Here is a 21,098-nt window from a genome sequence, read left to right on the forward strand (position 1 = left end):
CCTCGCAAGCTCAACGATAGGGTGCGGTGAAGTCATTCAGCCGTGCGGCGGCAAGAAATTGCCGCAAATTCTGGGTCAATTCTGCCCGGGCCCGGTCGGGGGCCATCGCCGTATCCGTCGTTTCCGTACGCAGAAGCACCGGCATCACCCGGTTGGGGTCCTGCTCCAGAAGCGCATGGGTATCCGGATGGCTATAGACCAGGCCGAAGTGGCGGGCAGGCGAAGAGTGCTGGCCACAGCTTCCGTTTTCGCAAAGCGTTGTGGCCTCAAGGTACTGCGTGGCACCGTCGTTGAAGAAAGAGCCGACGAAGGCTGCTTCGCCAGCGGCTGTGCGCAGCGGAAGGTCCCCATGCCAGAGCCAGTCTTCCCCGCGCGCGGAGTGGCAGATCAGCGTGTCATGCGCTCCGAGAACCGGAGAGATCCCTACAGAGACCACCGGGCCACCACCGACAGGCGTGTAATCGGCCCAGTAGAAGATCAGTGGCCCGGTCACAAGGTACTCGTTCCACTCCCGGCTTAGCTTCCAGTCGCCGATCTGCTTCGGGAAGTTGCCGAGAGCTTTGGGGTCATTCACTACATTCTTGTGGCCGCGTTCCGCGATCAGAGCGCGGGCGTAAGAGATACTGCCCACCGCGAAGATAAGCAGTAGAGCGGTAAAACGCACCAGGAAAGACGAAGTCGATACGCGCTCGCTGCGCGGCTCGGAGCGAACAGGCAAAGGCGGAGGACGAAGATCGCCCGTCGCGCTGAAGCGGCGAACAAGCGAGAAAAAGAGCGTCGTCGCAAAGAAGAAGAGGCAGGCCCCGATGATGTAGTCGCCCATCTCGGCTCGGTTCTGCAGCCAGGTGATGTGCAACGCCACAATGTAATACAGCACCAGAACGCACAGGCGAACGAGGTTGAACACGTAGCCGAGCAGGATGGCGCAGAGCGTCACCATCACGATGACCCGCGTGCGGAAGCGGTAGACGTATCCCGCGATCAGCGCGATGAAGCCCATCGTGATGGAGCCGCGGATGCCGTTGCAGCCCGGAGCGATGAACATGCCGAAGTCCGGCGTAAACATCAGGCGGAGTTGATCGGGCGAGAGCTTCTGCCCCAGGGCGTGGGCGAAGCCGCGGGCGATTGCCGCAGAGGCATGCTGCAGCGGCAGATCCACCACGAGATTAAACGTGTGCGGAACCGGGTTTACAAACCAGGTGAGCAGGATAGGAAACAGCGCGGCGCGGTACAGCCGGGTCCCGCCAAAAAGCAGAACGACGCCCGAGGTGTACGCCAGCGCAACCAGCGAGTGTGGCGGCAGAAAGATCGCCCAGGATGGCGAAAGGATAAGCTCCAGGACCGCGTGGTCACGAACGTGAACCAGCACGATGGTGGCCACAAGAACGACCAGCCCCCACCAGGTGCCACGCATCTCCCAGTCCAGCGAACGCCAGGCACGCAGGATGAGGATAAGGCTGACCACCGGGATAAAGGCGCCAATGGACTTCAGCGGATCTGTAAGCCAGAGCGCCCACAGATAACCTGCCGTGGAGAAGATGGAGAACACGCCCACAATGGCAAGGAGCGCTGCAAGCACCACAAAAGGAGGCATCCGAAGAACGGATACGAGGCGCGCCTTAGTCGATGGTTGAGTACGCGCACCATCGACTGCTGAAGGAGATAGCATCGTGAACGAATCAGCCTGACGCAGGGCTCAGGCGCGGCACTAACCGGCGAGCCCTCCGCGAAGGGTTAGCGGCGGAAGCGCCCACGCAAGGCAGCGAAGGCAGCGCCTGCGGAACCAACCAGCATCAAGATCGCCGTCGGGTTCTCCGGCGAGTTAACGCAGCCGCCCTGGGCAAATGCGGGTGCTGCAACAGACAGAACAAACACGACCGACAGCACCGAAAGCAAAGTCTTCTTCATCAGAGGCCTCGTACAACACCGAAGTGCTGCTTTGATTTATATCAACGTACGACAAATATACCGAAATCCGGCAACAGCACGATAAAAACTACTTCGGAGGCCGAAAATCAGCCACCTTATTCCGTCCTGCGCCATAGGAGCCGGGGAATTGTTCAAGGCGCTGAAACCATTGATTTCAAGCACGGTAGACAAGGCCGTTGAACAGCAGATGGTACTTGTACTGCATTCGAGCAGCCGTTAGCAAGCTGAATTCCTCTTCAGGCGTGAATGCTGGCAGCGCGCTCGGAGTGTCCGCTGAGATCCGAAGCACGGGCTTCGGCATACGCCGCAGCACCGAGAAGAGCGCAGGTATCGTCCAGGATAACGCGCACGGGCATGGACTCCAGCATGGGCGAGAGACGACCCTTATCGAGGAATGCCTTGGTAAACTCGCCATTCTTCATCGTCTTCAGAATCTTGGGAGCGATGCCACCGCCAAGGTAGACGCCGCCGTTGGCGAGCACTTTGAGGGCAACGTTGCCAGCTTCAGCCCCGAAGCTGGAGACAAACATCTCAAGCGTTGCGGCGCAGATCTCACTGGAGCCGTCTTCGCCGCAGGTGCCGATGACCGCGTTGGGGTCTTCGTTCTGCATGCGTTCGTGCAGCCACTGCGGCTCTTCCATCTTCTGATCGTCGCGCAGGAAGGCGTAGATGTTCTTGATGCCGAGACCAGAGACAACGCGCTCAAAGCTGACGCGGCCGTTCAAGGTGCGGCGAAGGTAGTTCAGCAGAGCAATCTCGCGCTCGTTGCGTGCAGCGAAGTCGCTGTGGCCGCCTTCCGAGGGGATCGGCCGGTGCTGCTGACGGGTGGGGTCCCAGATGAGCAGCGCTTCTCCAAGGCCGGTTCCTGCCGAAACAAGGCCGCGGTGACCGACGTTGCTGGGGTCGCCCACGTGCAGGGTTTCCACCTTGTCGGCGGCGAGTTCCGGGATGCCGTAGCCGTTGGCCTCAAGGTCGTTGATCAGGAAGATGTGCTCGATATCGAGGGACTTCTGCAGGTCGCGAGAGTCAAGCGTCCAGGGCAGGTTCGTCAGCTTCAGGCGACCGTCGCGGACGGGGCCGGGGCAGCCGAAGCAGCTCGCCATGATGTCCTTCTTTTGCGACTCGTAGCCTTCGAGAAACTTGTTGACGACAGCGTCGAGCGTGGCGAACTCGCTGGCGGGAAATTTCTGGTCGCGAACCGGCTGCAGCTTGCCACCGGTGAAGTTATAGAGCGCGAGATGTACTTTGGTGCCGCCGACGTCGCCTGCAAGAATCATGGGGTGTTACGGTCTCCTAACCGCTATTTCAAGGTACATGAAATGTAGATGGAAGGAAGAAAGGCGAGGAAGCAGGGCGTAGGAGTAACGCTCCCTACTTCCTGCGACCCCGCCTCTTTCCTTCTTCGTCGCTTCCACTAAATTTCCAGCGTACCGACCTTGCGCGTGCCATGCGTGGTCGTGAAGACCTCCGTGGCTACGGGCAGTTTGGCAGCGGCTGCCTCGTCCAGCAGGTAAAGCAGCTTGCTGGTGTTGGGACGAATGAGCTGTGAGGGGTACTCGTCAACGTTGCGCTCGCCGAGCAGGACGTGTGCGAGCACTTCGGCCTTGTCCGCGCCGGCGATGCCGAAGGCAACTTCGGCCCCGTCGTTAATGACCGGCCAGGTGAGCGTGATGCGCCAGGTGTCCTTCTGCGGAACATGGTTGGCGATGACGATGCGGCCCATCTCGTTGATGCCTTCCGTGTGCGGGAAGAGCGAGGCGGTGTGACCATCGGGCCCCATACCCAGCCAGACGAGGTCGAAGCGCGGCGACTCAGCTCCTTCGAGCTTCAGCGCGTTGCGGATCGTGGCTTCGTAGCGCGAGGCGGCCTCTTCAGGGTCAAGCTCACCTTCCATGCGGAAGACGTTTGCCGGAAGAATCGGCACCAGGTCGAGCAGAAGCTGCTTGCAGACGCCGTAGTTCGATTCGGGGTCCGTCGGCGGAACGCAGCGTTCGTCCACCCAGAAGAGCTGGAGCTTGTCCCACGGCACGGTGTTCAGGAAGGGGCCGGCGGGATCGGCGAGGAGCTTGAACGCGGCCTGCGGGGTGGAACCACCCGAGATGGCGATGCGGGCGATGCCGCGGTTGGCAACGGCGTGCTCCACGCGCGAAGCAAAGTAGCGAGCCGAGGCCAGAGCCATGTCGGCTGCCGTGGGAAAGACCTGGTAGGTAACGTTGACAGTGCGAGGCATGGGGGCTCCAAAAGCAGAGTGTAGAGATAAGAGTGTGGAGCGTGGAACGCCCCGGAATCACAGTGGTGGCAGCAATGGCAAAAGGGTAGAGGCGAGCGAATATTTACGCTCCACACTCTACCCTCTACGCCCTGTCGTTACAGCTTGTGCCAGTTACGGCCGTCGCGCGCCAGTAGATCATCGGCACACTTCGGGCCCCAGGTGCCGGACTCGTAGTTCGGGAAGTCCTTGGGCGGGTTTGCTGCCCAGGCTTCGAGAATCGGGGTCATCAGCGCCCAGGTGGTTTCAACACCTTCACGCTCGGCGAAGAGCGTGCCGTCGCCCAGCATGGCGTCGAGCAACAGGCGCTCGTAACCGTTTGCCGAGCTCTTGCCGAAGGCGTCCGCGTAGCTGAAGTGCATCTCTACCGGCTTGACGTTGGTGGTCGGGCCGGGGATCTTCGCACCGAAGCTGAGCGTGATGCCCTCGTCCGGCTGAATGCGAAGCTGAAGCACGTTCGGCTGGATCTTGCCGTCGGTGGCGTTGTTTTTGAAGAGGTGCAACGGCGGCTGCTTGAAGACAACCGTGACTTCCGTCACGCGCTTCGCGAGACGCTTGCCCGCACGGATGTAGAACGGCACACCAGCCCAGCGCCAGTTCTCGATTTCGAGCTTCATGGCAGCGTAGGTTTCGGTGGTCGACTCCGGGTTGACGCGATCTTCCTGGCGGTAGCCGATGACGCTCTGGCCGTCGACCGTGCCCGCAGCATACTGGCCGCGAACGGTGTCGGTGACCGGGATCGGCTCAATGGCCTTCCAGACCTTCAGCTTCTCCGTGCGTACGGCCTCGGAAGCAAAGCTGTCAGGTGGCTCCATCGCAACGAACGAGAGCACTTCCATGACGTGGTTCTGCAAAACGTCACGCAGTGCGCCAGCCGTCTCATAGAACGGGCCGCGCCCTTCGATGCCGATGGACTCAGCAGCGGTGATCTCGATGTGGTCGATGAAGTTGCGGTTCCAGATGGGCTCAAAGAGCGCATTACCGAAGCGGAAGACGAGGATGTTCTGCACCGTCTCCTTGCCGAGGTAATGGTCGATGCGGAAGATCTGGTTTTCCTTGAGCACCGCGTTGATTTCGGTGTTCAGCTTCTTCGCGCTTTCAAGATCGACACCGAAAGGCTTTTCGATGATGACGTTCGTCCACTTTTCGTCGGTGGTCTCGGTCATACCGTGCTTTTGCAGGCGCTGCGCGATGTCGGCGAAGTACTCGGGGGCTACAGCGAGGTAGAAAAGGCGGTTGCCCTTGGTGCCAAGCTGGCCGTCGAGTTCGGCGAGGAAGCCCTTGAGCTTCTCAAAGCCAGCGTCGTCGTCAAAGTTCGTGGCAAAGTACTTGACCTTGTCCATGAAAGGCTTGAGTGCGGAGTCGCCCGCGTCCACGCCGCCGCCCTTGATGATGCCGTCCTGCATGTCAGCGGAGAAGGTCGCGGAAAGATCGCGACGTGCCACGCCGACCACAGCGAAATCTTCAGGCAGAAGGTTCTGCTGCTTAAGGTGAAAGAGCGCGGGGAGCAGCTTGCGCTTGGTCAGGTCGCCGGAGGCGCCAAAGATAACAACGATGCAGGGATCCGGCACGCGCTCGTGCTTGTCGATCGTTTCCCCGTCGGTAAGAGACTGTCCAACTTCTGGCATTACTACGTTCTCCTAAGGAGAGAGATGCGAGAGGCGAGATACAAGATACGAAATTATGCGCAAATCGCGCGTTTCGTACCCCATATCTCGCTTCTCGTTTCTCTTAGGTTTGTTAATCCTTCTTGATGGCGTGACCGCCGAAGGCACCGCGCATGACACTGAGCATGCGGTCCGTCATGTTGTTGTCTTCGCGCGAACGGATGCGGCGGATGAGCGACTCGGTGATCACCGGCGCAGAAACGTTCAGGTCGATAGCTTCAAAGACCGTCCAGCGGCCTTCGCCCGAGTCCGGAACGTAGGGAGCAATGCCGTCGAGCTCAGGATTCTTCTTGAGCGCATCAGCAGTGAGATCGAGCAACCACGAACGAACGACCGAGCCATACTGCCAGATTTCAGCAATCTGCGCGTTGTCGAGCTCGAGTTCCTTCTTGGCTTCGAAGATCGCAAAGCCTTCGGCGTACGCCTGCATCATGCCGTACTCGATGCCGTTGTGCACCATCTTGACGAAGTGACCAGCACCGGCAGGGCCGGTGCGTCCCCAACCCTTGTCGGCTGCCGGAGCAAGCGTTTCAAAGATCGGCTTCAGGTAATCGATCGTGGCGACGTCGCCGCCAACCATCATCGAGTAGCCTTCGGTGATACCCCAGATGCCGCCAGAGGTTCCAACGTCAACGAACTCGTAACCTTCCTTCTGCAACTCCTCGTAGCGACGCTGCGAGTCCTTGTAGTTGGAGTTGCCACCGTCGATGAAGATGTCGCCCTTGTTCATGTAGGGCTTGAGGCCAGCGATGGTCTTGTCCACGGGATCGCCCGCGGGAACCATAATCCACACAGCCTTGCGACCGGTGAACGCTTTGCACATGTCTTCGAGTGAGCTGACGCCCTTCGAACCGGCGTCAGAAAGCTTCTTCACCGCATCTGCGCTGAAGTCAAAGCCAATGATCGTGTGCCCGGCGCGGCGGAGGCGTTCTGCCATGTTGCCGCCCATTTTTCCGAGACCGATAATTCCGAGTTCCATGGATTCTATCCTTGGCGTGGGTGACGCCACTTAGAGACTACTCCTATGCCGTGTCAATGCAAACTTGTCACGGAGTTTTGATAAACGGAGCGCGTTGTGCTGCCGCGCCTCACTTGTAGGGTGTTGCTGCCTCGACGCCGGGAAAGTCGGCGTCAAACGTTACTTCTTTCCAAAGTTCCATCTCTTCCTGGAAAGAGGTGATCTTCTGCTGGAAACGGTTGTAGGCGAGCTTGCCGAGCACCAGATGGCGCGGCGACTTCGGCGCAGAGACGGCCGCCACCATCGCTTCAACAGCCTTTTGCGGATCGCCAGCCTGCTTGCCGTTCTGCGCTTCCATGTAGGCACGCGTCTTGCCGGCGGTCTGCTCGTAATCCGCAATGGTCACCTTGGACTTTTTGCCGGAGCTTCCCAGGAATTCGGTGCGGAAGGGGCCGGGCTCCACGATGGTGACGTCGATGCCGAGCGGCTCCAGCTCTGCGCCGAGCGCTTCGCCGAGGCCTTCCACGGCGAACTTAGTCGAGTTGTAAAACGCCCAGCCGGGTAGACCAACCAACCCGCCAATGCTGGAGAGGAAGAGAATATTGCCGCTGCGGCGCTCGCGGAAGTGCGGCAGAACCGCCTGCGTCATCTGGACCAGACCGAAGACGTTCGTCTCGTACATCGGGCGGTACTCGTCTTCAGTCGCTTCTTCGAAAGCCGCGGTCAGACCGTAGCCCGCGTTGTTCACCAGAACGTCGATTTGGCCCCAGCGGGCGAGCGCGTCCTTCACCGCTCCGTCCACCTGCGCAGGCTGCGTGATGTCGAGTGTGAGGCGCTGAACCTGTGCGGGCGCCTTGGCTTCAAGGTCGGAGAGGGTAGCAATATTGCGAGCAGTTGCGACGACGTTGGCACCGAGCGAAACGAGGTACTCGGCCAGCAAACGGCCAAAGCCGGAGCTGGTACCGGTAATAAACCAGGTCTTGCCGCGCTGCGAGGAGTTATTGCGGGTGAGTGCTTCAGCAGTGCTCATAGCTACTAGGACGCAAACCGATCGCTTCGCGATGCAAATTGAATGACTAGACTGGTTTTAGCGATATGAACGATCTGTTTCCCCTGAGCGATCTCTTCCCACGAATCGATGCCGCGTTGGAGTCTGCCGCAGAACGCTCCGGCACGTGGCTGGCCTGCAAACCGGGCTGCCATCAGTGCTGCACGGGTGTCTTTGCGATCTCTCCGCTGGATGCCGAAGGGCTGCGGACCGGCCTCCAGGCCGTGAGTGAGGCGACGCGGGCAAGAGTGATCGAGCGGGCTCGGGAGAGCGTGGCGCGGCTGCTTGCAGAGGGCTTCCCCGGCGATGCAGCTACGGGCGAACTCTTTACCGAGCCGGAGCACGAAGAGGCGTTTGAAGAGTTCGCCAACGACGAGATTTGCCCAGCGCTCGACCCGGCGACGGGAACATGCGATGTCTATGCGTGGCGGCCGGTGCAGTGCAGGACCTTCGGGCCCCCGGTACGCGATGAGGAGGAGCACCTGACCGTGTGCGAGCTTTGCTTTATCGATGCTCCTGCGGAGGAGGTCGCACGCTGCGAGATGGACCAAAGCTGGCGCGGGCTGGAGGAAGAGTTGATCGCCAAAGCCGAGGAGCGCGCAGTGATGAAAGGGCCTACGGTGGTGGCATTTGCGCTAGTGGCTTCGATGCAGAGCGTAGAGGAATAGAGAGTGGAGCGTACAGATAGCTGCTGCGAGGGCAGGGGAAAGCTTCGACGCTAAGGGCGCTAGGGTCGCAAAGCTCCGCGAAGGTCTTGTGCGGCTCGCTTGAGCGTGGTGGCGTAGTGAGCATCAAGCAGATCCTTCGCCTACAGCTCAAGATGACAAGTCAAGAGGCTGGCGCAGGAAGTGGACAGCGGCGAGCGCAGAAAATATCCGCAAAAAAGTGAGCTGGAGAAGCGAACATACATTCGCCGATCCAGCTCACCTTACTGTCTACACTCTAATGTCTACTGTTTCGCCCTCGCAGGCGATTACATATTCGTGTTGCCAGCGCGCATGTCTTCGTTGAAGCTGGGCTTCGTGAAGTCGAGGCCTTCTTCGAGCGTGGCGTAGAACTCATCCTTCTTCGCAGCGAGCTTGTCCGTCGCAGCAGCCCAGCCAGCGGCCGAAACCGTGAGCAGGCCTTCGCTGGCGAGCGCCGCAGCCGCAGAGCTAAGCTCAGCAACCGTGGTGTTCAGGTACTGAGCGTCGCGCGGATCGGCAATCCAGACGGGCTGTCCGCCGCCGAGGACGTGGCTCAGCCAGAAGACCTTACCCGCAACGAAATCCTTGCGCTGCTCTGCGTCGGTGTCGTTGAAGATGAACTTGCCCTGCTTGGCCGAGTAGTAACGCGTGGTGACCGGAACCGGCTGGCGGTTGCCGCTCTTCACGAGCTCAAGCTGGCCCTGATCGAGGATCTTGCGCACAGCGTTGTAGACGAACGCTTCCGCAAACGGCTGCTCGAGCGCGCTGACAACCTCGGCGAAGGTGCGCGTCAGGGACGCGGAGATCTTCGAGTGGAGCATCGGGGCTTCGCCGTTTTCGAGGTGAATGTCGCCGTGGACGATGAAGGTGTCCGCGCCGGAGGTGGAGCCGTGGAACGGCCACGCGAAGTTGTCGAACGACAACGGCAGACCGAGCAGCGTGAGATAAACGTTCGGGCGCGGGTTCTTCAGGCGCTCGGCGATCTCGGCGAAGTACTGCTTCAATTGGTCGGCAAACTTCGGATTGCTGGCATCGAACTGCTCGCTGAGCTCCAGGTTCTCGCTCTTGGCAGGGTCGGAGGCTAGCGCAACGGTGGCGCGTGCGGTCGGATTACCGGCGAAGTCCTTACCGGGCTCAGCCGGTGTCAACACAAGGCCGGCGGCCTTGACCGCGGCTTCCACATGCGCTCCCAGCGCGTTGGCAACAGTGCTCATTATGTCCCTTTTCGGAAGAAAATCTCTGGCTTCATTCTACCGTTTCCTGCACCGACGTGCAGAAACCGCAGAGTTTCTACACAGGTTGCTATCCGCACAGGAGTGGGCTAGCATCTGACGACAGAGACCGACCTGCAAAGCAGGTGCGGGCGACCACTGCAGGTTGAACCAATACTCTTTGAACAGGGGTTTGGCTCGTGCGAAGGTTCGGTGTGCTATGTCGGCCAGTCCCGAAAGCCTAAAGAACCTCGGCTAGACCCCACCGCTTACCGGCGGGTTCACCTGCAACTCGACTCACGGCCCAGCGGGTCGGTCTTACTAAATCCAGGGTGTAGGGTTTAGGGCCCAGGGTTTAGAAAACGGCCGCAGCACCTCACCCCTCCCATGCCCAGCCCCCATACTCATCGCACGCAGAAGCCTCCGTATGACGTTGAGGCGGCTGTAGCTACTTTGCGGTCTGCCGACACCAGGCTTGCAAAGCTGATCGATAAGACCGGGCCGTTCACCATGCGGCTTTCGCCGAAGCAGTCGCCGTTTGAGGCGCTGGTGGAAGCGATCATCTACCAGCAGATACATGGCAAGGCTGCGGCCAGCATTCATGGGCGCATGCTCGAAAGCTTTGCGCCAGTATGCGGGTTTGGCAAGCATCCTCTGCCAGAGCATCTGCTTGACTGCCCCAACGAGCAGTTGCGCGGCGCTGGTCTTTCGCACAATAAGACACTCGCGCTGCGCGATCTGGCAGCAAAGACTCTCGACGGCACCGTGCCGACGCTGGCGAAGATTCGCCGCATGAGTGATGACGAAGTGATCGAGCATCTGACGCAGGTTCGCGGCATCGGCCGCTGGACCGTGGAGATGATGCTGATGTTTCGCCTTGGTCGACCCGACGTTCTGCCGGTTGGCGACTACGGCGTGCGCAAAGGCTTTGCCCTGACGTTTCAGGGGCTGAAGCCTGACACAAAAGTGACCGCCGACATGCTGCCAAGCGCGGAGGTAATGGCAAAACGCGCAAAGCGCTGGCAACCTTGGCGTTCGGTGGCGAGTTGGTACATGTGGCGTGCCTGCGACCTCGCAGCAGGCAAAATCGTTCAGCCGGAGTAAGCCGTTATGCCCGCACGCCGGACACATGCAGCTCTCGCTCTTATCGCTGTCACAACGGTGGGAATCCTGTGGAGATACGCTCCGCTGCATCTGCCGCGCTTTGCCTGGAAGTACGGTGGTTCGATGCTGTGGGCGGTGGCGGTGTACTGCCTTTGTGCGACGATTTTGCCTCGCACCTCCGCGCGCCGGCTGGCCCTGCTCAGTGCAGCGATTGCGCTAGCGGTGGAGTTCAGCCGCCTGATGGCGTGGCCGCCGCTGGATGCCTTTCGCCACACGCTGGCAGGCAAGCTTCTGCTTGGTGCGATCTTCTCCCCACACAATATTGCGGCATACTGGCTGGGAATTCTTCTCGCCGCGATGATCGATGCGCGACACGCACTTCCAGCGGATGAAAAGCCCCGGCTAGGAGCTGGCAGCCGCCATTCGGTATCCTGAACGCTATGGCGCGTAACGAGAATCCCGCGACACAGACCCTCGACACTGTTGAATCTACGCCGAGTGCAGCGCAGCATTACGTCTGCGTGCATGGCCACTTCTACCAGCCTCCGCGTGAGAACCCGTGGCTGGAGACGGTGGAGGTGCAGGAGTCTGCTGCGCCGTACCATGACTGGAACGAGCGCATCACCGCCGAGTGCTATGCGCCGAACGGCGCGTCGCGCATCCAGAACAAGGCCGGCGAGATTACGCGCATCATGAACAACTACTCGCGCATGAGCTTCAACTTCGGGCCCACGCTGATGAGTTGGTTGAAGGACTTTGCGCCGCGCACCTATCGCATGATTCAGGAAGCGGATGTGGCCAGCGCAGAGCGTTACAGTGGGCATGGCTCCGCGATGGCGCAGGTGTACAACCACATCATCATGCCGCTGGCGAACGAGCGCGACGCGCGCACGCAGATCCGCTGGGGCATCGCCGACTTCGAACATCGCTTTGGACGAAAGCCTGAAGGTATCTGGCTGGCGGAGACAGCCGTGAGCCGCTGGGTGCTCGACCTGCTTGCGCAAGAAGGCATTAAGTTCACCGTACTCGCGCCGCACCAGTGTGCCCGGGTTCGTCCGCTTGCGACATCGGAGATTGCTGAGCCGATGACCGCTTCTGAAGTAGAGGCGAGAGCGCTGCGTCATCGTGGCGCTACCGACGCGAAAGACACCGCTGATTCGAAGCCTGCGAAGGTCGCAGCTGAGGTCCAGGCCCAATGGACACAGTGGACAGAAACACCGAACTCCGACGTCGATACGACGCATCCGTATCTCGTAAAGCTTGATGAAGGCCGCTCGATCTCCGTCTTCTTTTACAACGGGCCGAACTCTCGCGCGATCGCGTTTGAAGGCCTGCTGAACTCCGGCGAGACCTTCGCACAACGCTTGCTGACGGGCATTGACGAGTCCAAGCCGAAGGACGTTCCCCAGCTTGCGCATGTAGCGACCGACGGCGAAAGCTACGGCCATCATCATCGCCATGGCGAGATGGCGTTGAGCTATGCGATGCATTGGATCGAGCAGAACAAGCTTGCCATCTCGACAAACTACGGCGAGTTTCTGGCGAAGTTTCCGCCGCACTCTGAAGCAGAAGTGGTCGATGATTCTTCGTGGTCGTGCGCACACGGTATCGAACGCTGGCGCTCGGATTGCGGTTGCAACGGCGGCAAGCAGGGCTGGAACCAGCGTTGGCGTGCACCGCTGCGCGCCGCTCTCGACCTGCTGCGCGACCGCACAGCACCGCTGGCAGAGAACGTGGCGAAGCCGCTCTTCAAGGACCTCTGGGAAGCTCGCGATGCCTACATCCAGGTCGTGCTCGACCGCTCGCAGGAGACGATCGACAACTTCTTTGCCGAGCACACCACGCATACGTTGAACGAAGCCGAGCGCATGACGGCGTTTGAACTGCTGGAGCTCGAGCGCCACACGCAGTTGATGTACACGAGCTGCGGCTGGTTCTTCGATGAGATCTCCGGCATCGAAACGGTGCAAATTATCGCCTACGCAGGCCGTGTGCTGCAGCTTGCCGGTCAGCTTTTTGGAGCACCGGGCAAGGCTCTGGAAGCAGAGTTTCTTGCGCTGCTGGAGCAGGCAGAGTCCAACGTGCCCGAGATTGGCAACGGCGCAGAGGTTTATCGCCGCTACGTTGTGGGCGGACGGCTTGATCTCGAGCATGTCGGCGCGCACTATGCGATCAGCTCGATCTTCCGCTCTTACCCCGACGCCGGACAGCTGTTCTGCTTCGATGTGCAGCGACGCACCTATGAGGTGCTGGCCTCGGGACGCGGGCGCTTTGCCTTCGGAGTGGCATCGTTGAAGTCACGCATCACGGAAGAGACCGAAGACGTCTGCTTCGCCGTGCTGCACCTTGGCGACCAGAACCTCTCCGCCGCCGTGCGAGGCTACACGCCGGAAGACGAGGCGATGTGGAAGGAGTTCGAAGAGCAGGCAAAGACCGCGATCATTCGTGCGAATCTTCCTGACCTGATCCGCCTGGTCGACCGCTTCTTTGGTGGGTCGATGTACTCCCTGACCTCGCTGTTTGCCGATGAGCAGCACCGGATTATGCAGAGCATTCTCGACCAGACGATGGACGAGGTGGAAGGCTCGCTGACTCGCATCTATGAAGAGCACGCAACGTTGCTGCACTTCCTGACCGAGAGCAACATGCCGGTGCCTGCGGCGCTGTCGTTGACCGCAGGCTTTGCCGTCAACGCGTCGCTGCGGCGCGCGCTCGAAGGCGAAACGTACGATACCGCAGAGGTCTCGCGGCTCGTACGGCGAGCGCAGCTGGACAAGCTGACACTGGATACGCCGCTGCTGGCTTACGCCGCAGACAAGCGCATGAAGCGGGCGATGACCGCGCTGGAAGCGGCCGAACCTGCAGGAACGCTGACCGTGCTAAACGAAACGGTGGCGGTCGCCGAGAGCCTGCGGTCCCTGCCGATGGACATCAACCTGTGGCAAGCGCAGAACATCTGGAACGATCTGCTGCAGCATGAAAGTGCTGCAGAGTGGTCGCGCGAGTGGCGTGACGGCTTCCGCAAACTGGGCGTCGCACTGAAGATCAGCGTCGACGATCTTGTGGTGGAGCACGGCGTGGCAACGTTCTAACCAGCAACGATGAACCCAATAGAGAAAGGCCCGGCGCTATGCCGGGCCTTTCTCTATGCTTTCGAGACAGCGCTTAGCTGCTGCGACGACGACGCGGTGCGCCGGGGCGTCCGCCGGAAGCCGGACGGCCGCCGCCGTTCGAACCAGGACGTCCACCCTGCGGGCGACCCGAGTGAGGACGGCCGCCAGCACCCTTTGCGGGGCGCGGTCCACGCTGCTGTGCATGGGGAGCGCTCTCAGCAGACGACTCGTTCTTCCACGAGCGGCTTTCCATCGCCAACAGATCGCTGATGTCCTTCACGCCCTGCTTGCCCATGTCGACAGGAGCATTGCGCTCTTCCTTCGCGAGGTTCTTGTCCGATTCCTTCCACTGGAACTGGATCTTCAACTCGCGCTCAAGCTTACGTGCGTCACCCTTTTCGAGCGGCGTCACAAAGGTCGTCGCAACGCCCTTATTGCCTGCACGGCCGGTACGGCCAATGCGGTGAACGAAATCGTCCGAACCGTTCGGCAGATCGTAGTTCACAACATGCGCGATGTGCGCGATGTCGATGCCGCGAGCAGCAACGTCGGTCGCGACGAGGATGCGGGCGCGGCCGTCAGCAAAGCGCTTGAGCGCCTGCGTACGCTGCGACTGCGAGCGATCGCCGTGGATCACTTCAGAGGTGTGGCCGAGCTTTTCCAGCTTGCGTTCGATACGGTCCGCACCGTGCTTGGTGCGCGAGAAGACGATGTAGGTGCCTTCTTCTTCCGCCAGCATCTTGTCGAGCTGAGCAAGCTTCTGGTCCTGCATCACGATGTAGCAACGAAGCTCAACGCGGTCAGAAGGCTTGGAGGTGTTGCCGATTTCGACACGCACCGGCTTGTTCACATACTCCTTCACGATCTCGCGAATGTTCGCGTCGAGCGTAGCGGAGTAGCACATGGTCTGGCGATCCTTGGGCTGTGCCGCAACGATGCGACGGATAGCCGGGAGGAAGCCCATGTCGAGCATGCGATCGACTTCGTCGAGCACGAGCATGTCGACGTCCTGCAGCGAGATCGCCTTGCGACGGAGGAAGTCCTCAAGACGGCCAGGCGTTGCGACAACAACGCGCGGTCCGCGCTTCAGCTCTTCGATCTGTCCGCGTTCGCTCAGACCGCCAACAACGAGAACGGCATCGTTCTTCGTGGTGGGGCAAAGCTTGTGGAAGTTCTCCAGAACCTGCATCGCGAGTTCACGCGTGGGCAGAAGGATGAGCGCGAGAATCGGCTCCTTGTGCGTCTTGGTCGACGGCACAGAGATGTCTTCGAGGCGCTCGATCATCGGCACGAGGAAGCTGAGCGTCTTGCCCGTTCCAGTCGATGCAGTGGCGAGAATATCTTCGCCTTCGAGCGCGGGAGGAATTGCACCAGCCTGAACAGCCGTCGGTGTGACGTAGCCAGCCGCGCTCAGGCGGCTCTTCAGCGCATCAGAGAGCTTGAAGTCATTGAAAGTGACCGCAGAGGCATCAGCCTGGGTGATCGTGCGCGCGGGTTCAAGGGGCTTAGGGTTGAGGATGGAGTCAAGCGTGAGGTTAGACAAAGTTTTCGTAATCCTGATCTTCTTGTTGATAAAGCAGTGAATCGCATGCAGAGACGCAGACGTGCGGGCACACAAAGGCCGCAGGCCATAACGTCATGGATTCCGGGTATCAGCATTGCGTCAGGAGGGATCGAAGATCAATCTTGGGAGAGCAACGCTGCTGCACGGCGAGGTCGGCTCACAATCGAGCGACCGTCCAGCCAGAGCATCCAGCGTAGTGCTGGCAAAGCGTTCAGCGCGCGGTCTCTGGCTCGACCCGAATCCATCGGTGGTCGTCTCCCGCAGCGCCTGCGATCAAGAAACAATCGCAGATGCAATAGTAGCATGGAAAGCATAAACTCTTATAGCGAAATCAGCAGCACTTATTTCACCGCAGGATACGGCCCGGAGCGTCCGCTCAAACCATCCATCCATCCACGCGCGAAGTACCTTAGCTTCTTCAACTTACCTTCATGCGGCTCGTAGACGACAATCTTCACCAGCTCTTTCAGGCTGAGGTAAATCTGTCCGAGACAGAACTTCAGATGGTTCCGCCAATGCCGTTTGAGCATCAGGATCTTGTTGCGTTCCTGGTAGTAACGGCGTACGGGGCTATAGTTGGCCGCCTGGAAATGCCCCTGCTTGAAGATGTGTTTGTGCAGAGTCGGCGTGCCAGGCGCATGCATGAGCACAGCCTCGGGGCACTCAAGAATCACCATGCCCGCAGAACGCACTCGCAAACTGTATTCGTAGTCCACAGCATCGATAAAGTACTCGTCGGCAAACCACCCGACGCGATCAGTCAATGCTGTCCGCAACAGGGTTCCGCTGGTCATGGCACCGTTCAACGTGCCGTCTTCCCCGACGAACGGCGGCAGGATCGCACCGTCCCGTTTGTCCACGTAACGCGGAACCATCAACGCCAGCCGCTCGCCGTAGGCGCTGCCTGCAAACGAGTTCACCATCGTCTCAACGAAGCCTGGGGTAACGGTACTGTCCTGATCGAAGAGCAAAGAGTATTCATGCCCAGCGGCAAAACGCAGCCCCACATTCAAGGCTGTGGCGATCCCAAGATTCGCTCCGTTTTCGATAAGTTCAAAGTTACCCGGGGCATGGGCTCGAAGCAGAGCTAATTCCTGCTCATTCGAGCCGTTATCCACGACTACGATCTGCGCGACCTGGGGCTTTAGCGCAGCCAGATTTTCGATCACACTCTCATCGGGGTGGTACGCAATCACTATGCCGTAAACATCCTGTACTGTCACTTCAAATTCACCTTGGCTTGTTGGATGCCTGCAACTCGAATAGTGTCAACAGCTGCGGGTAGAATAGCACTCAGCCTATGCGCCTTCTCGAGCGTCTTACCCATTCCCTGACAGATGATCCGAGACTTAAGCGCATGTTGCATGGAGGCGCGTCCGGCCTCATTGCCAAGCTCTTCGCAGTCCTGATGAGTGCTGTCTCCTTGCCCCTCACCGTACGCTACCTCGGCAAGCTCGAGTACGGCCTGTGGGTTACGATCTCGACCACTGTGGTCATGCTCGCCGTGCTTGACCTTGGCATCGCGAACACACTCACCACACAGATCGCGATGACCAATGCAGAGGACGACCAGCCACGCGCCAAGGCTTACTTCGCCTCGGCCTTCTGGTCCACGACCGGCATCTGCGCCATCCTTGCGTTCGTCTTCTACGGTGTGTGGAGCCTGATTAACTGGGGCCACCTGCTTCATGTGACGGACCCCGTACTCGTTTCACACACGCGCGGCGCGGTGCTCGCGGCAGGGCTTTTCTTCTTCGCCTCCATGCCGCTCACCCTGGCGAACCGTGTTCTCTGCGGCTATCAGGAAGTACATCTCTCAAACTACTTCGGCATCTTCTCCAACTTCCTGAATCTGGTCGCGGTCATTGGCGGCATCCTGATGCACGCCAACCTGCTGCAGCTCATCCTCTGCTACTGCGGCGCGGGGATGATCGGCAACCTTGTCCTCAATGCGTGGCTGCTTTTTTACCACCGCCCCTATCTGAAGCCGAACCCCCGCCTCATGAGCACCAGAATCGCTCGTGAACTCTTCAAGCAAGGCACGCTCTTCTTTCTGCTGCAGCTTACCGGGCTCGTCGTCTTCAACTCCGACAACCTCATCATCACGCACTACCTTGGACCGGACCAGGTAACGCCTTACAGCATCGCATGGAGGCTGATCTCCTACGCCTCGATGCTGCAGAGCATTATGATTCCGTCCTTCTGGCCAGCCTTCACCGAAGCGTACTTCAAGGGTGACATCGAATGGGTACGCAAGACCCACTCTGAACTCGTCCGCAAAACCTTGCTCGCTGTTAGTGCTGTTGCGCTCTGCATGGCGCTTTTCGGACGTACCCTGATCTACTACTGGGCGGGCCCTGCGGCAGTTCCCTCCCATGCACTCATGTGGGCCATGGCAGGATGGGCTGTACTCGTTTCCGCCACCACGAATCAGGCGCTGCTGCTCACCGCCGTCAACCGCCTCGGCGTTGAGGCAGGTGCTGCGATCGTCTCGGCTGTCGCAAACCTGGTCTTCTCCATATTCCTTGTCCAGCGCGTTGGAGCGATTGGAGCCGTGATCGGCACCTCGCTCTCCTTCCTGATCTTCATGGTCGCTCCGCAGGAGTGGGAGGTGCGCCGCGTGCTCAGTGGACGCTTCCTGCCGAAACGAAACGGACAAGAGATGAAAGAGATCGCCGAAGACGTCCTTTCCGGAACATCAGTATGAGCGGCGTACTCGCAGTGCTCGTGCTGTACAACACGCATCTGGGCGAGAGCCCGGCGTTTCTGGCGTTACAGCACTTCCGCGAAAGTCACCCGCTTCCTCTCTTCGTCGCCGATAACTCTGCACAGGCACAGCCGTTACCGCCAGACTTCCATGGCATCTATCAGCACGACGGGCAAAACGCCGGCCTCGCCGCGCGTTACAACGATGCGCTCGCACGGGCGAAGGAACAGAACGCCGAGTGGCTGATGCTGCTAGATCAAGACACCCAACTCACTGTGGAGTATCTCGCCGAGGCGCTTGCCGTTCCTGCTCGCTACGCCACGCAGCCTGAGGTCGTCGCGGTCGTCCCGCATCTCGTCAGCCGCGGTCGCATCCTCTCTCCGCATCACCCGCCGTTCCCTGATCACCCACTCACGACAGATCCGGCCTCAGTCGGTCCGCTCCATCCTGCGTTCTGGACCTTCAACTCAGGCGCGCTGCTGCGCGTTGCCGCGCTCGAAGCCATCGGAGGGTTCCCGCGAGAGTACTGGCTTGACTATCTTGACCACGCAACGATGTACAGACTGAAACAGAACGGTGGCACCGTCGCTGCCATGCCTGTTTCTCTGGAGCACGATCTCCACTCAGATGCCCCGATCAACGCAATCAATGACGCGCGCGATCACAGCCATGTACAGGCCCAGGCGCGCTTCTACCGCGACTTCGCCACCCCCACAGAACGCCAACGCTTCCGCCGCTGGATGCTGCGAGAAGCGGCCAACCGCCTAAAGCATGGAATGCTGCGCGCCTCCGTACGCCGCCTGCGCACGGCCCTTGGACAAATCCCATGAACCCCACACCCTCTGCGGAAACGCCACTCATCCAGGTACTCCTCGCTACCTACAATGGAGCTCGCTTCCTTCGCGAACAGATCGACTCCGTCCTCGCCCAGAGCTATCCCGCTGTTGAACTCCTGCTACGCGATGACGGCTCTCGTGATGGAACCCAGGCCATCCTTGAGGAGTACGCAGCAAACCATCCCGGTCGCATTCGCGTACTGCCGAACGATGGATCAACCGGGCATGCGAAGACAAATTTTCTGCGTTTACTGCAGGCATCCACTGCGCCCTACGTCGCCTTCTGCGATCAGGACGACGAGTGGCTTCCCAACAAACTCGAGCTTGAAATGGCTGCCATGCGCGGACTCGAAGCGGAGCATGGCACACAGACACCCTTACTCGTCTTCACCGATCTTCGCGTGGTCGACGAACACCTGAAGACAATTGCCGAGAGCTTCTGGAAGCATCAGCTTCTTGCAGAAGAAACCATTGACCACTTCGAGCGCATTCTCGCGCAGAACGTTGTGACCGGCTGTACCGAGCTAATGAACGACGCGCTACGCAGCCTTGTCCTCCGCATGCCCGAAGAAGCACACATGCATGACTGGTGGTCGGCCCTCTGCGTAAGCTCGATGGGCCACGCCGCGCTTGTGCGCCAACCAACCGTGCAGTACAGACAGCATGAGAACAATGTACTTGGTGCCTTACGGAACAAGCCTGTCACCGGCATTCCGATCTGGCGCAACCACGGCAAACGCAAAGAACGCTGGGAGATGAGCCTGCATCAGGCCGAAGCGATGCTGCGCGTATATCCGCATGAATTGCCATCTGCGGCTGTCCGCAAGCTCAAAGCCATGCTGCGCTGTGAGCAGAGCCCCAACCGCTTCGTGCGCGTATTCACCTTTGTCACGAACCGCTTTTTTGCCAAAGGCTATCGTGGAAACTTCGCCACAGCCTGGTATCTATGGGACCTCGACGAGGCCCGCAGACAGCAAAAAAACTAACGAGCGCTGCCTTATCGGCTGGAGCGAGGGCTCTTCTTCGCGACCGCCTTCTTGGCCGCAGGCTTATACGACTTGCGCTTGGGAGGAACGGGTTTCTTCAACTGGGCCGCCTCCGGCTTCACCTTCTTGCGCTCGACCTTCTTACCGGCAGCCGCGCGCTCCAGAGCCTGCACTTCGCCCGGCAGAAGCTCACGGAAGCCACCCGGAGGCACATCCAGCGTCAGCGCGCCGTAGGCGATGCGCCGGATCTTCTCCACGTGGTGACCGACCTCTTCAAACATCTTGCGAAGCTGACGGTTACGGCCTTCCGTAAGCGTGATCTCAAACCACGGATTCTCGCCGCCACGCACTTGCTCGATCTTCGCAGGCTGCGTGAGAACACGGTCGCGCCGACCGCTGCGAACCTCGTTCAAACGGCCGCGATCGATCATGATGCCGCGACGAAGCTGGTCGATGACCTGCTCGGTGGGAGCACCGGAAACCTTGACGAGGTACGTCTTCTCCACACCAGCCGAAGCCTTGGAGAGCCGGTTAGCCAGCTCGCCATCGTTGGTCATCAGCAGCAGGCCTTCGCTCAGGTAATCGAGACGGCCGACGGGGTAGAGGCGCGGCATCTCCTTGTGCTCGCCAAAGCGCTTCTTCTGCGCGTCCTGGCCGAGAAGCTTACGCACCGTGGGGCGGCCTTCGGGATCGTCAAGCGTGGTGACGTAGCCGCGAGGCTTGTTGAGCATGAAGTAGCGATGCTCTTCGACACCGAGAAGCAACTTGCCGTCGACGCGGACGTGGTCGCGCGAGAGATCAGCGCGGGTGCCGAGTTCGGTGACGGTCTGGCCGTTCAACTGCACGCGGCCCTCGAGGATGATCTGCTCAGCGCCACGGCGCGACGCAAAGCCGGCCTGGGCAAGGATCTTCTGCAAGCGTTCGCCGCGCGGTTCGTCGTCGTTGGGTTTGGTGGAGGGCCGGGTCGTGGGCTTCATCTCTTCATTATCTCCCGTGAAAGGAATGCGCGAGAAAGAGTTT

Annotated in this window: 18 protein-coding genes and 1 other RNA gene; 8 read left to right on the forward strand and 11 right to left on the reverse strand. The window is 60.0% G+C overall.

The genetic code is table 11. The features are described from left to right. Positions 1 to 10 precede the first annotated feature (10 nt). The 7 genes from xrtJ to PW792_15365 form a co-directional block, all read right to left on the reverse strand. The gene (gene xrtJ / locus PW792_15335) at positions 11 to 1,579 is read right to left on the reverse strand and encodes an exosortase J (GenBank protein MDE1163296.1); all 1,569 of its coding nucleotides are present in this window, start codon (positions 1,577 to 1,579) and stop codon (positions 11 to 13) included. Between the two features lie 155 nt (positions 1,580 to 1,734). Continuing rightward, entirely contained in the window at positions 1,735 to 1,908 is a 174-nt protein-coding gene (locus tag PW792_15340) for a PExPT-CTERM protein (protein ID MDE1163297.1), read from the reverse strand. Between the two features lie 257 nt (positions 1,909 to 2,165). Next, positions 2,166 to 3,206 carry a glucokinase gene (glk, locus tag PW792_15345; GenBank protein MDE1163298.1) on the reverse strand — a complete coding sequence of 347 codons (1,041 nt, stop codon included), beginning with the start codon at positions 3,204 to 3,206 and terminating at the stop codon, positions 2,166 to 2,168. Between the two features lie 137 nt (positions 3,207 to 3,343). Beyond that, on the reverse strand, positions 3,344 to 4,159 hold the full coding sequence (gene pgl / locus PW792_15350; protein MDE1163299.1) for a 6-phosphogluconolactonase: 816 nt from the start codon (positions 4,157 to 4,159) through the stop codon (positions 3,344 to 3,346). A gap of 137 nt (positions 4,160 to 4,296) precedes the next feature. Continuing rightward, positions 4,297 to 5,826: a glucose-6-phosphate dehydrogenase gene (zwf, locus tag PW792_15355; protein ID MDE1163300.1), complete on the reverse strand. Its 1,530-nt coding sequence runs from the start codon at positions 5,824 to 5,826 to the stop codon at positions 4,297 to 4,299. A 112-nt stretch (positions 5,827 to 5,938) separates the two neighbouring features. Further along, on the reverse strand, positions 5,939 to 6,844 hold the full coding sequence (gene gnd / locus PW792_15360; protein MDE1163301.1) for a decarboxylating 6-phosphogluconate dehydrogenase: 906 nt from the start codon (positions 6,842 to 6,844) through the stop codon (positions 5,939 to 5,941). A gap of 109 nt (positions 6,845 to 6,953) precedes the next feature. Next, the gene (locus PW792_15365) at positions 6,954 to 7,853 is read right to left on the reverse strand and encodes an oxidoreductase (protein MDE1163302.1); all 900 of its coding nucleotides are present in this window, start codon (positions 7,851 to 7,853) and stop codon (positions 6,954 to 6,956) included. Positions 7,854 to 7,918: 65 nt separating this feature from the next. Here PW792_15365 and PW792_15370 point away from each other — a divergent pair, with 65 nt between their 5' ends. Continuing rightward, the gene (locus PW792_15370) at positions 7,919 to 8,539 is read left to right on the forward strand and encodes a YkgJ family cysteine cluster protein (GenBank protein MDE1163303.1); all 621 of its coding nucleotides are present in this window, start codon (positions 7,919 to 7,921) and stop codon (positions 8,537 to 8,539) included. 305 nt (positions 8,540 to 8,844) lie between these two features. Here the strand turns inward: PW792_15370 and PW792_15375 are convergent, their stop codons facing one another. Beyond that, entirely contained in the window at positions 8,845 to 9,771 is a 927-nt protein-coding gene (locus PW792_15375; GenBank protein ID MDE1163304.1) for a hypothetical protein, read from the reverse strand. A gap of 126 nt (positions 9,772 to 9,897) precedes the next feature. Between PW792_15375 and ssrS the strand changes: the two genes are divergently transcribed. The 4 genes from ssrS to PW792_15395 all read left to right on the forward strand — a co-directional run bounded on the left by ssrS (position 9,898) and on the right by PW792_15395 (position 13,964). Then, positions 9,898 to 10,086, forward strand: a non-coding RNA gene (gene ssrS / locus PW792_15380) — 6S RNA. Between the two features lie 69 nt (positions 10,087 to 10,155). After that, entirely contained in the window at positions 10,156 to 10,872 is a 717-nt protein-coding gene (locus PW792_15385; GenBank protein ID MDE1163305.1) for a DNA-3-methyladenine glycosylase, read from the forward strand. A gap of 6 nt (positions 10,873 to 10,878) precedes the next feature. Beyond that, complete coding sequence (locus PW792_15390) at positions 10,879 to 11,307, forward strand: DUF2809 domain-containing protein (GenBank protein ID MDE1163306.1); 429 nt, start codon at positions 10,879 to 10,881, stop codon at positions 11,305 to 11,307. Between the two features lie 5 nt (positions 11,308 to 11,312). Beyond that, a complete protein-coding gene (locus PW792_15395; GenBank protein MDE1163307.1) occupies positions 11,313 to 13,964 on the forward strand; it encodes a DUF3536 domain-containing protein in 2,652 nt (883 codons plus the stop codon). 73 nt (positions 13,965 to 14,037) lie between these two features. Here PW792_15395 and PW792_15400 read toward each other — a convergent pair whose 3' ends face one another. Together PW792_15400 and PW792_15405 are read right to left on the reverse strand one after the other, a co-directional pair. Beyond that, a complete protein-coding gene (locus tag PW792_15400) occupies positions 14,038 to 15,528 on the reverse strand; it encodes a DEAD/DEAH box helicase (protein MDE1163308.1) in 1,491 nt (496 codons plus the stop codon). A gap of 362 nt (positions 15,529 to 15,890) precedes the next feature. Continuing rightward, positions 15,891 to 16,772 carry a glycosyltransferase family 2 protein gene (locus PW792_15405; protein ID MDE1163309.1) on the reverse strand — a complete coding sequence of 294 codons (882 nt, stop codon included), beginning with the start codon at positions 16,770 to 16,772 and terminating at the stop codon, positions 15,891 to 15,893. A 134-nt stretch (positions 16,773 to 16,906) separates the two neighbouring features. Here PW792_15405 and PW792_15410 point away from each other — a divergent pair, with 134 nt between their 5' ends. Genes PW792_15410 through PW792_15420 form a run of 3 tightly spaced genes read left to right on the forward strand, consistent with a single transcriptional unit; the run spans position 16,907 to position 20,078 of the window. Then, positions 16,907 to 18,256, forward strand: coding sequence for an oligosaccharide flippase family protein (locus PW792_15410; GenBank protein ID MDE1163310.1), 1,350 nt, complete (start codon positions 16,907 to 16,909; stop codon positions 18,254 to 18,256). Continuing rightward, the gene (locus PW792_15415) at positions 18,253 to 19,086 is read left to right on the forward strand and encodes a glycosyltransferase family 2 protein (protein MDE1163311.1); all 834 of its coding nucleotides are present in this window, start codon (positions 18,253 to 18,255) and stop codon (positions 19,084 to 19,086) included. Before PW792_15410 ends, PW792_15415 begins: the two co-directional genes overlap by 4 nt. Further along, on the forward strand, positions 19,083 to 20,078 hold the full coding sequence (locus PW792_15420; GenBank protein MDE1163312.1) for a glycosyltransferase family 2 protein: 996 nt from the start codon (positions 19,083 to 19,085) through the stop codon (positions 20,076 to 20,078). The genes PW792_15415 and PW792_15420 overlap by 4 nt, the downstream gene beginning before the upstream one ends. An 11-nt stretch (positions 20,079 to 20,089) precedes the next feature. On the opposite strand, the gene PW792_15425 is transcribed toward PW792_15420, so the two are convergent. Further along, positions 20,090 to 21,055 carry a pseudouridine synthase gene (locus tag PW792_15425; protein ID MDE1163313.1) on the reverse strand — a complete coding sequence of 322 codons (966 nt, stop codon included), beginning with the start codon at positions 21,053 to 21,055 and terminating at the stop codon, positions 20,090 to 20,092. Between the last annotated feature and the right edge of the window lie 43 nt (positions 21,056 to 21,098).

The sequence above is a fragment of the Acidobacteriaceae bacterium genome, assembly GCA_028283655.1.
GTDB lineage: Bacteria > Acidobacteriota > Terriglobia > Terriglobales > Acidobacteriaceae > Granulicella.

Bases quoted from the DNA above. Each gene is read 5' to 3' on its own strand.
- PW792_15340 (MDE1163297.1), bottom strand. From the start codon at position 1,908: ATGAAGAAGACTTTGCTTTCGGTGCTGTCGGTCGTGTTTGTTCTGTCT.
- PW792_15390 (MDE1163306.1), top strand. From the start codon at position 10,879: ATGCCCGCACGCCGGACACATGCAGCTCTCGCTCTTATCGCTGTCACA.
- zwf (MDE1163300.1), bottom strand. From the start codon at position 5,826: ATGCCAGAAGTTGGACAGTCTCTTACCGACGGGGAAACGATCGACAAG.
- glk (MDE1163298.1), bottom strand. From the start codon at position 3,206: ATGATTCTTGCAGGCGACGTCGGCGGCACCAAAGTACATCTCGCGCTC.
- PW792_15385 (MDE1163305.1), top strand. From the start codon at position 10,156: ATGCCCAGCCCCCATACTCATCGCACGCAGAAGCCTCCGTATGACGTT.
- gnd (MDE1163301.1), bottom strand. From the start codon at position 6,844: ATGGAACTCGGAATTATCGGTCTCGGAAAAATGGGCGGCAACATGGCA.
- PW792_15370 (MDE1163303.1), top strand. From the start codon at position 7,919: ATGAACGATCTGTTTCCCCTGAGCGATCTCTTCCCACGAATCGATGCC.
- PW792_15420 (MDE1163312.1), top strand. From the start codon at position 19,083: ATGAACCCCACACCCTCTGCGGAAACGCCACTCATCCAGGTACTCCTC.
- PW792_15365 (MDE1163302.1), bottom strand. From the start codon at position 7,853: ATGAGCACTGCTGAAGCACTCACCCGCAATAACTCCTCGCAGCGCGGC.
- PW792_15375 (MDE1163304.1), bottom strand. From the start codon at position 9,771: ATGAGCACTGTTGCCAACGCGCTGGGAGCGCATGTGGAAGCCGCGGTC.
- PW792_15410 (MDE1163310.1), top strand. From the start codon at position 16,907: ATGTTGCATGGAGGCGCGTCCGGCCTCATTGCCAAGCTCTTCGCAGTC.
- PW792_15395 (MDE1163307.1), top strand. From the start codon at position 11,313: ATGGCGCGTAACGAGAATCCCGCGACACAGACCCTCGACACTGTTGAA.
- PW792_15415 (MDE1163311.1), top strand. From the start codon at position 18,253: ATGAGCGGCGTACTCGCAGTGCTCGTGCTGTACAACACGCATCTGGGC.
- PW792_15425 (MDE1163313.1), bottom strand. From the start codon at position 21,055: ATGAAGCCCACGACCCGGCCCTCCACCAAACCCAACGACGACGAACCG.
- pgl (MDE1163299.1), bottom strand. From the start codon at position 4,159: ATGCCTCGCACTGTCAACGTTACCTACCAGGTCTTTCCCACGGCAGCC.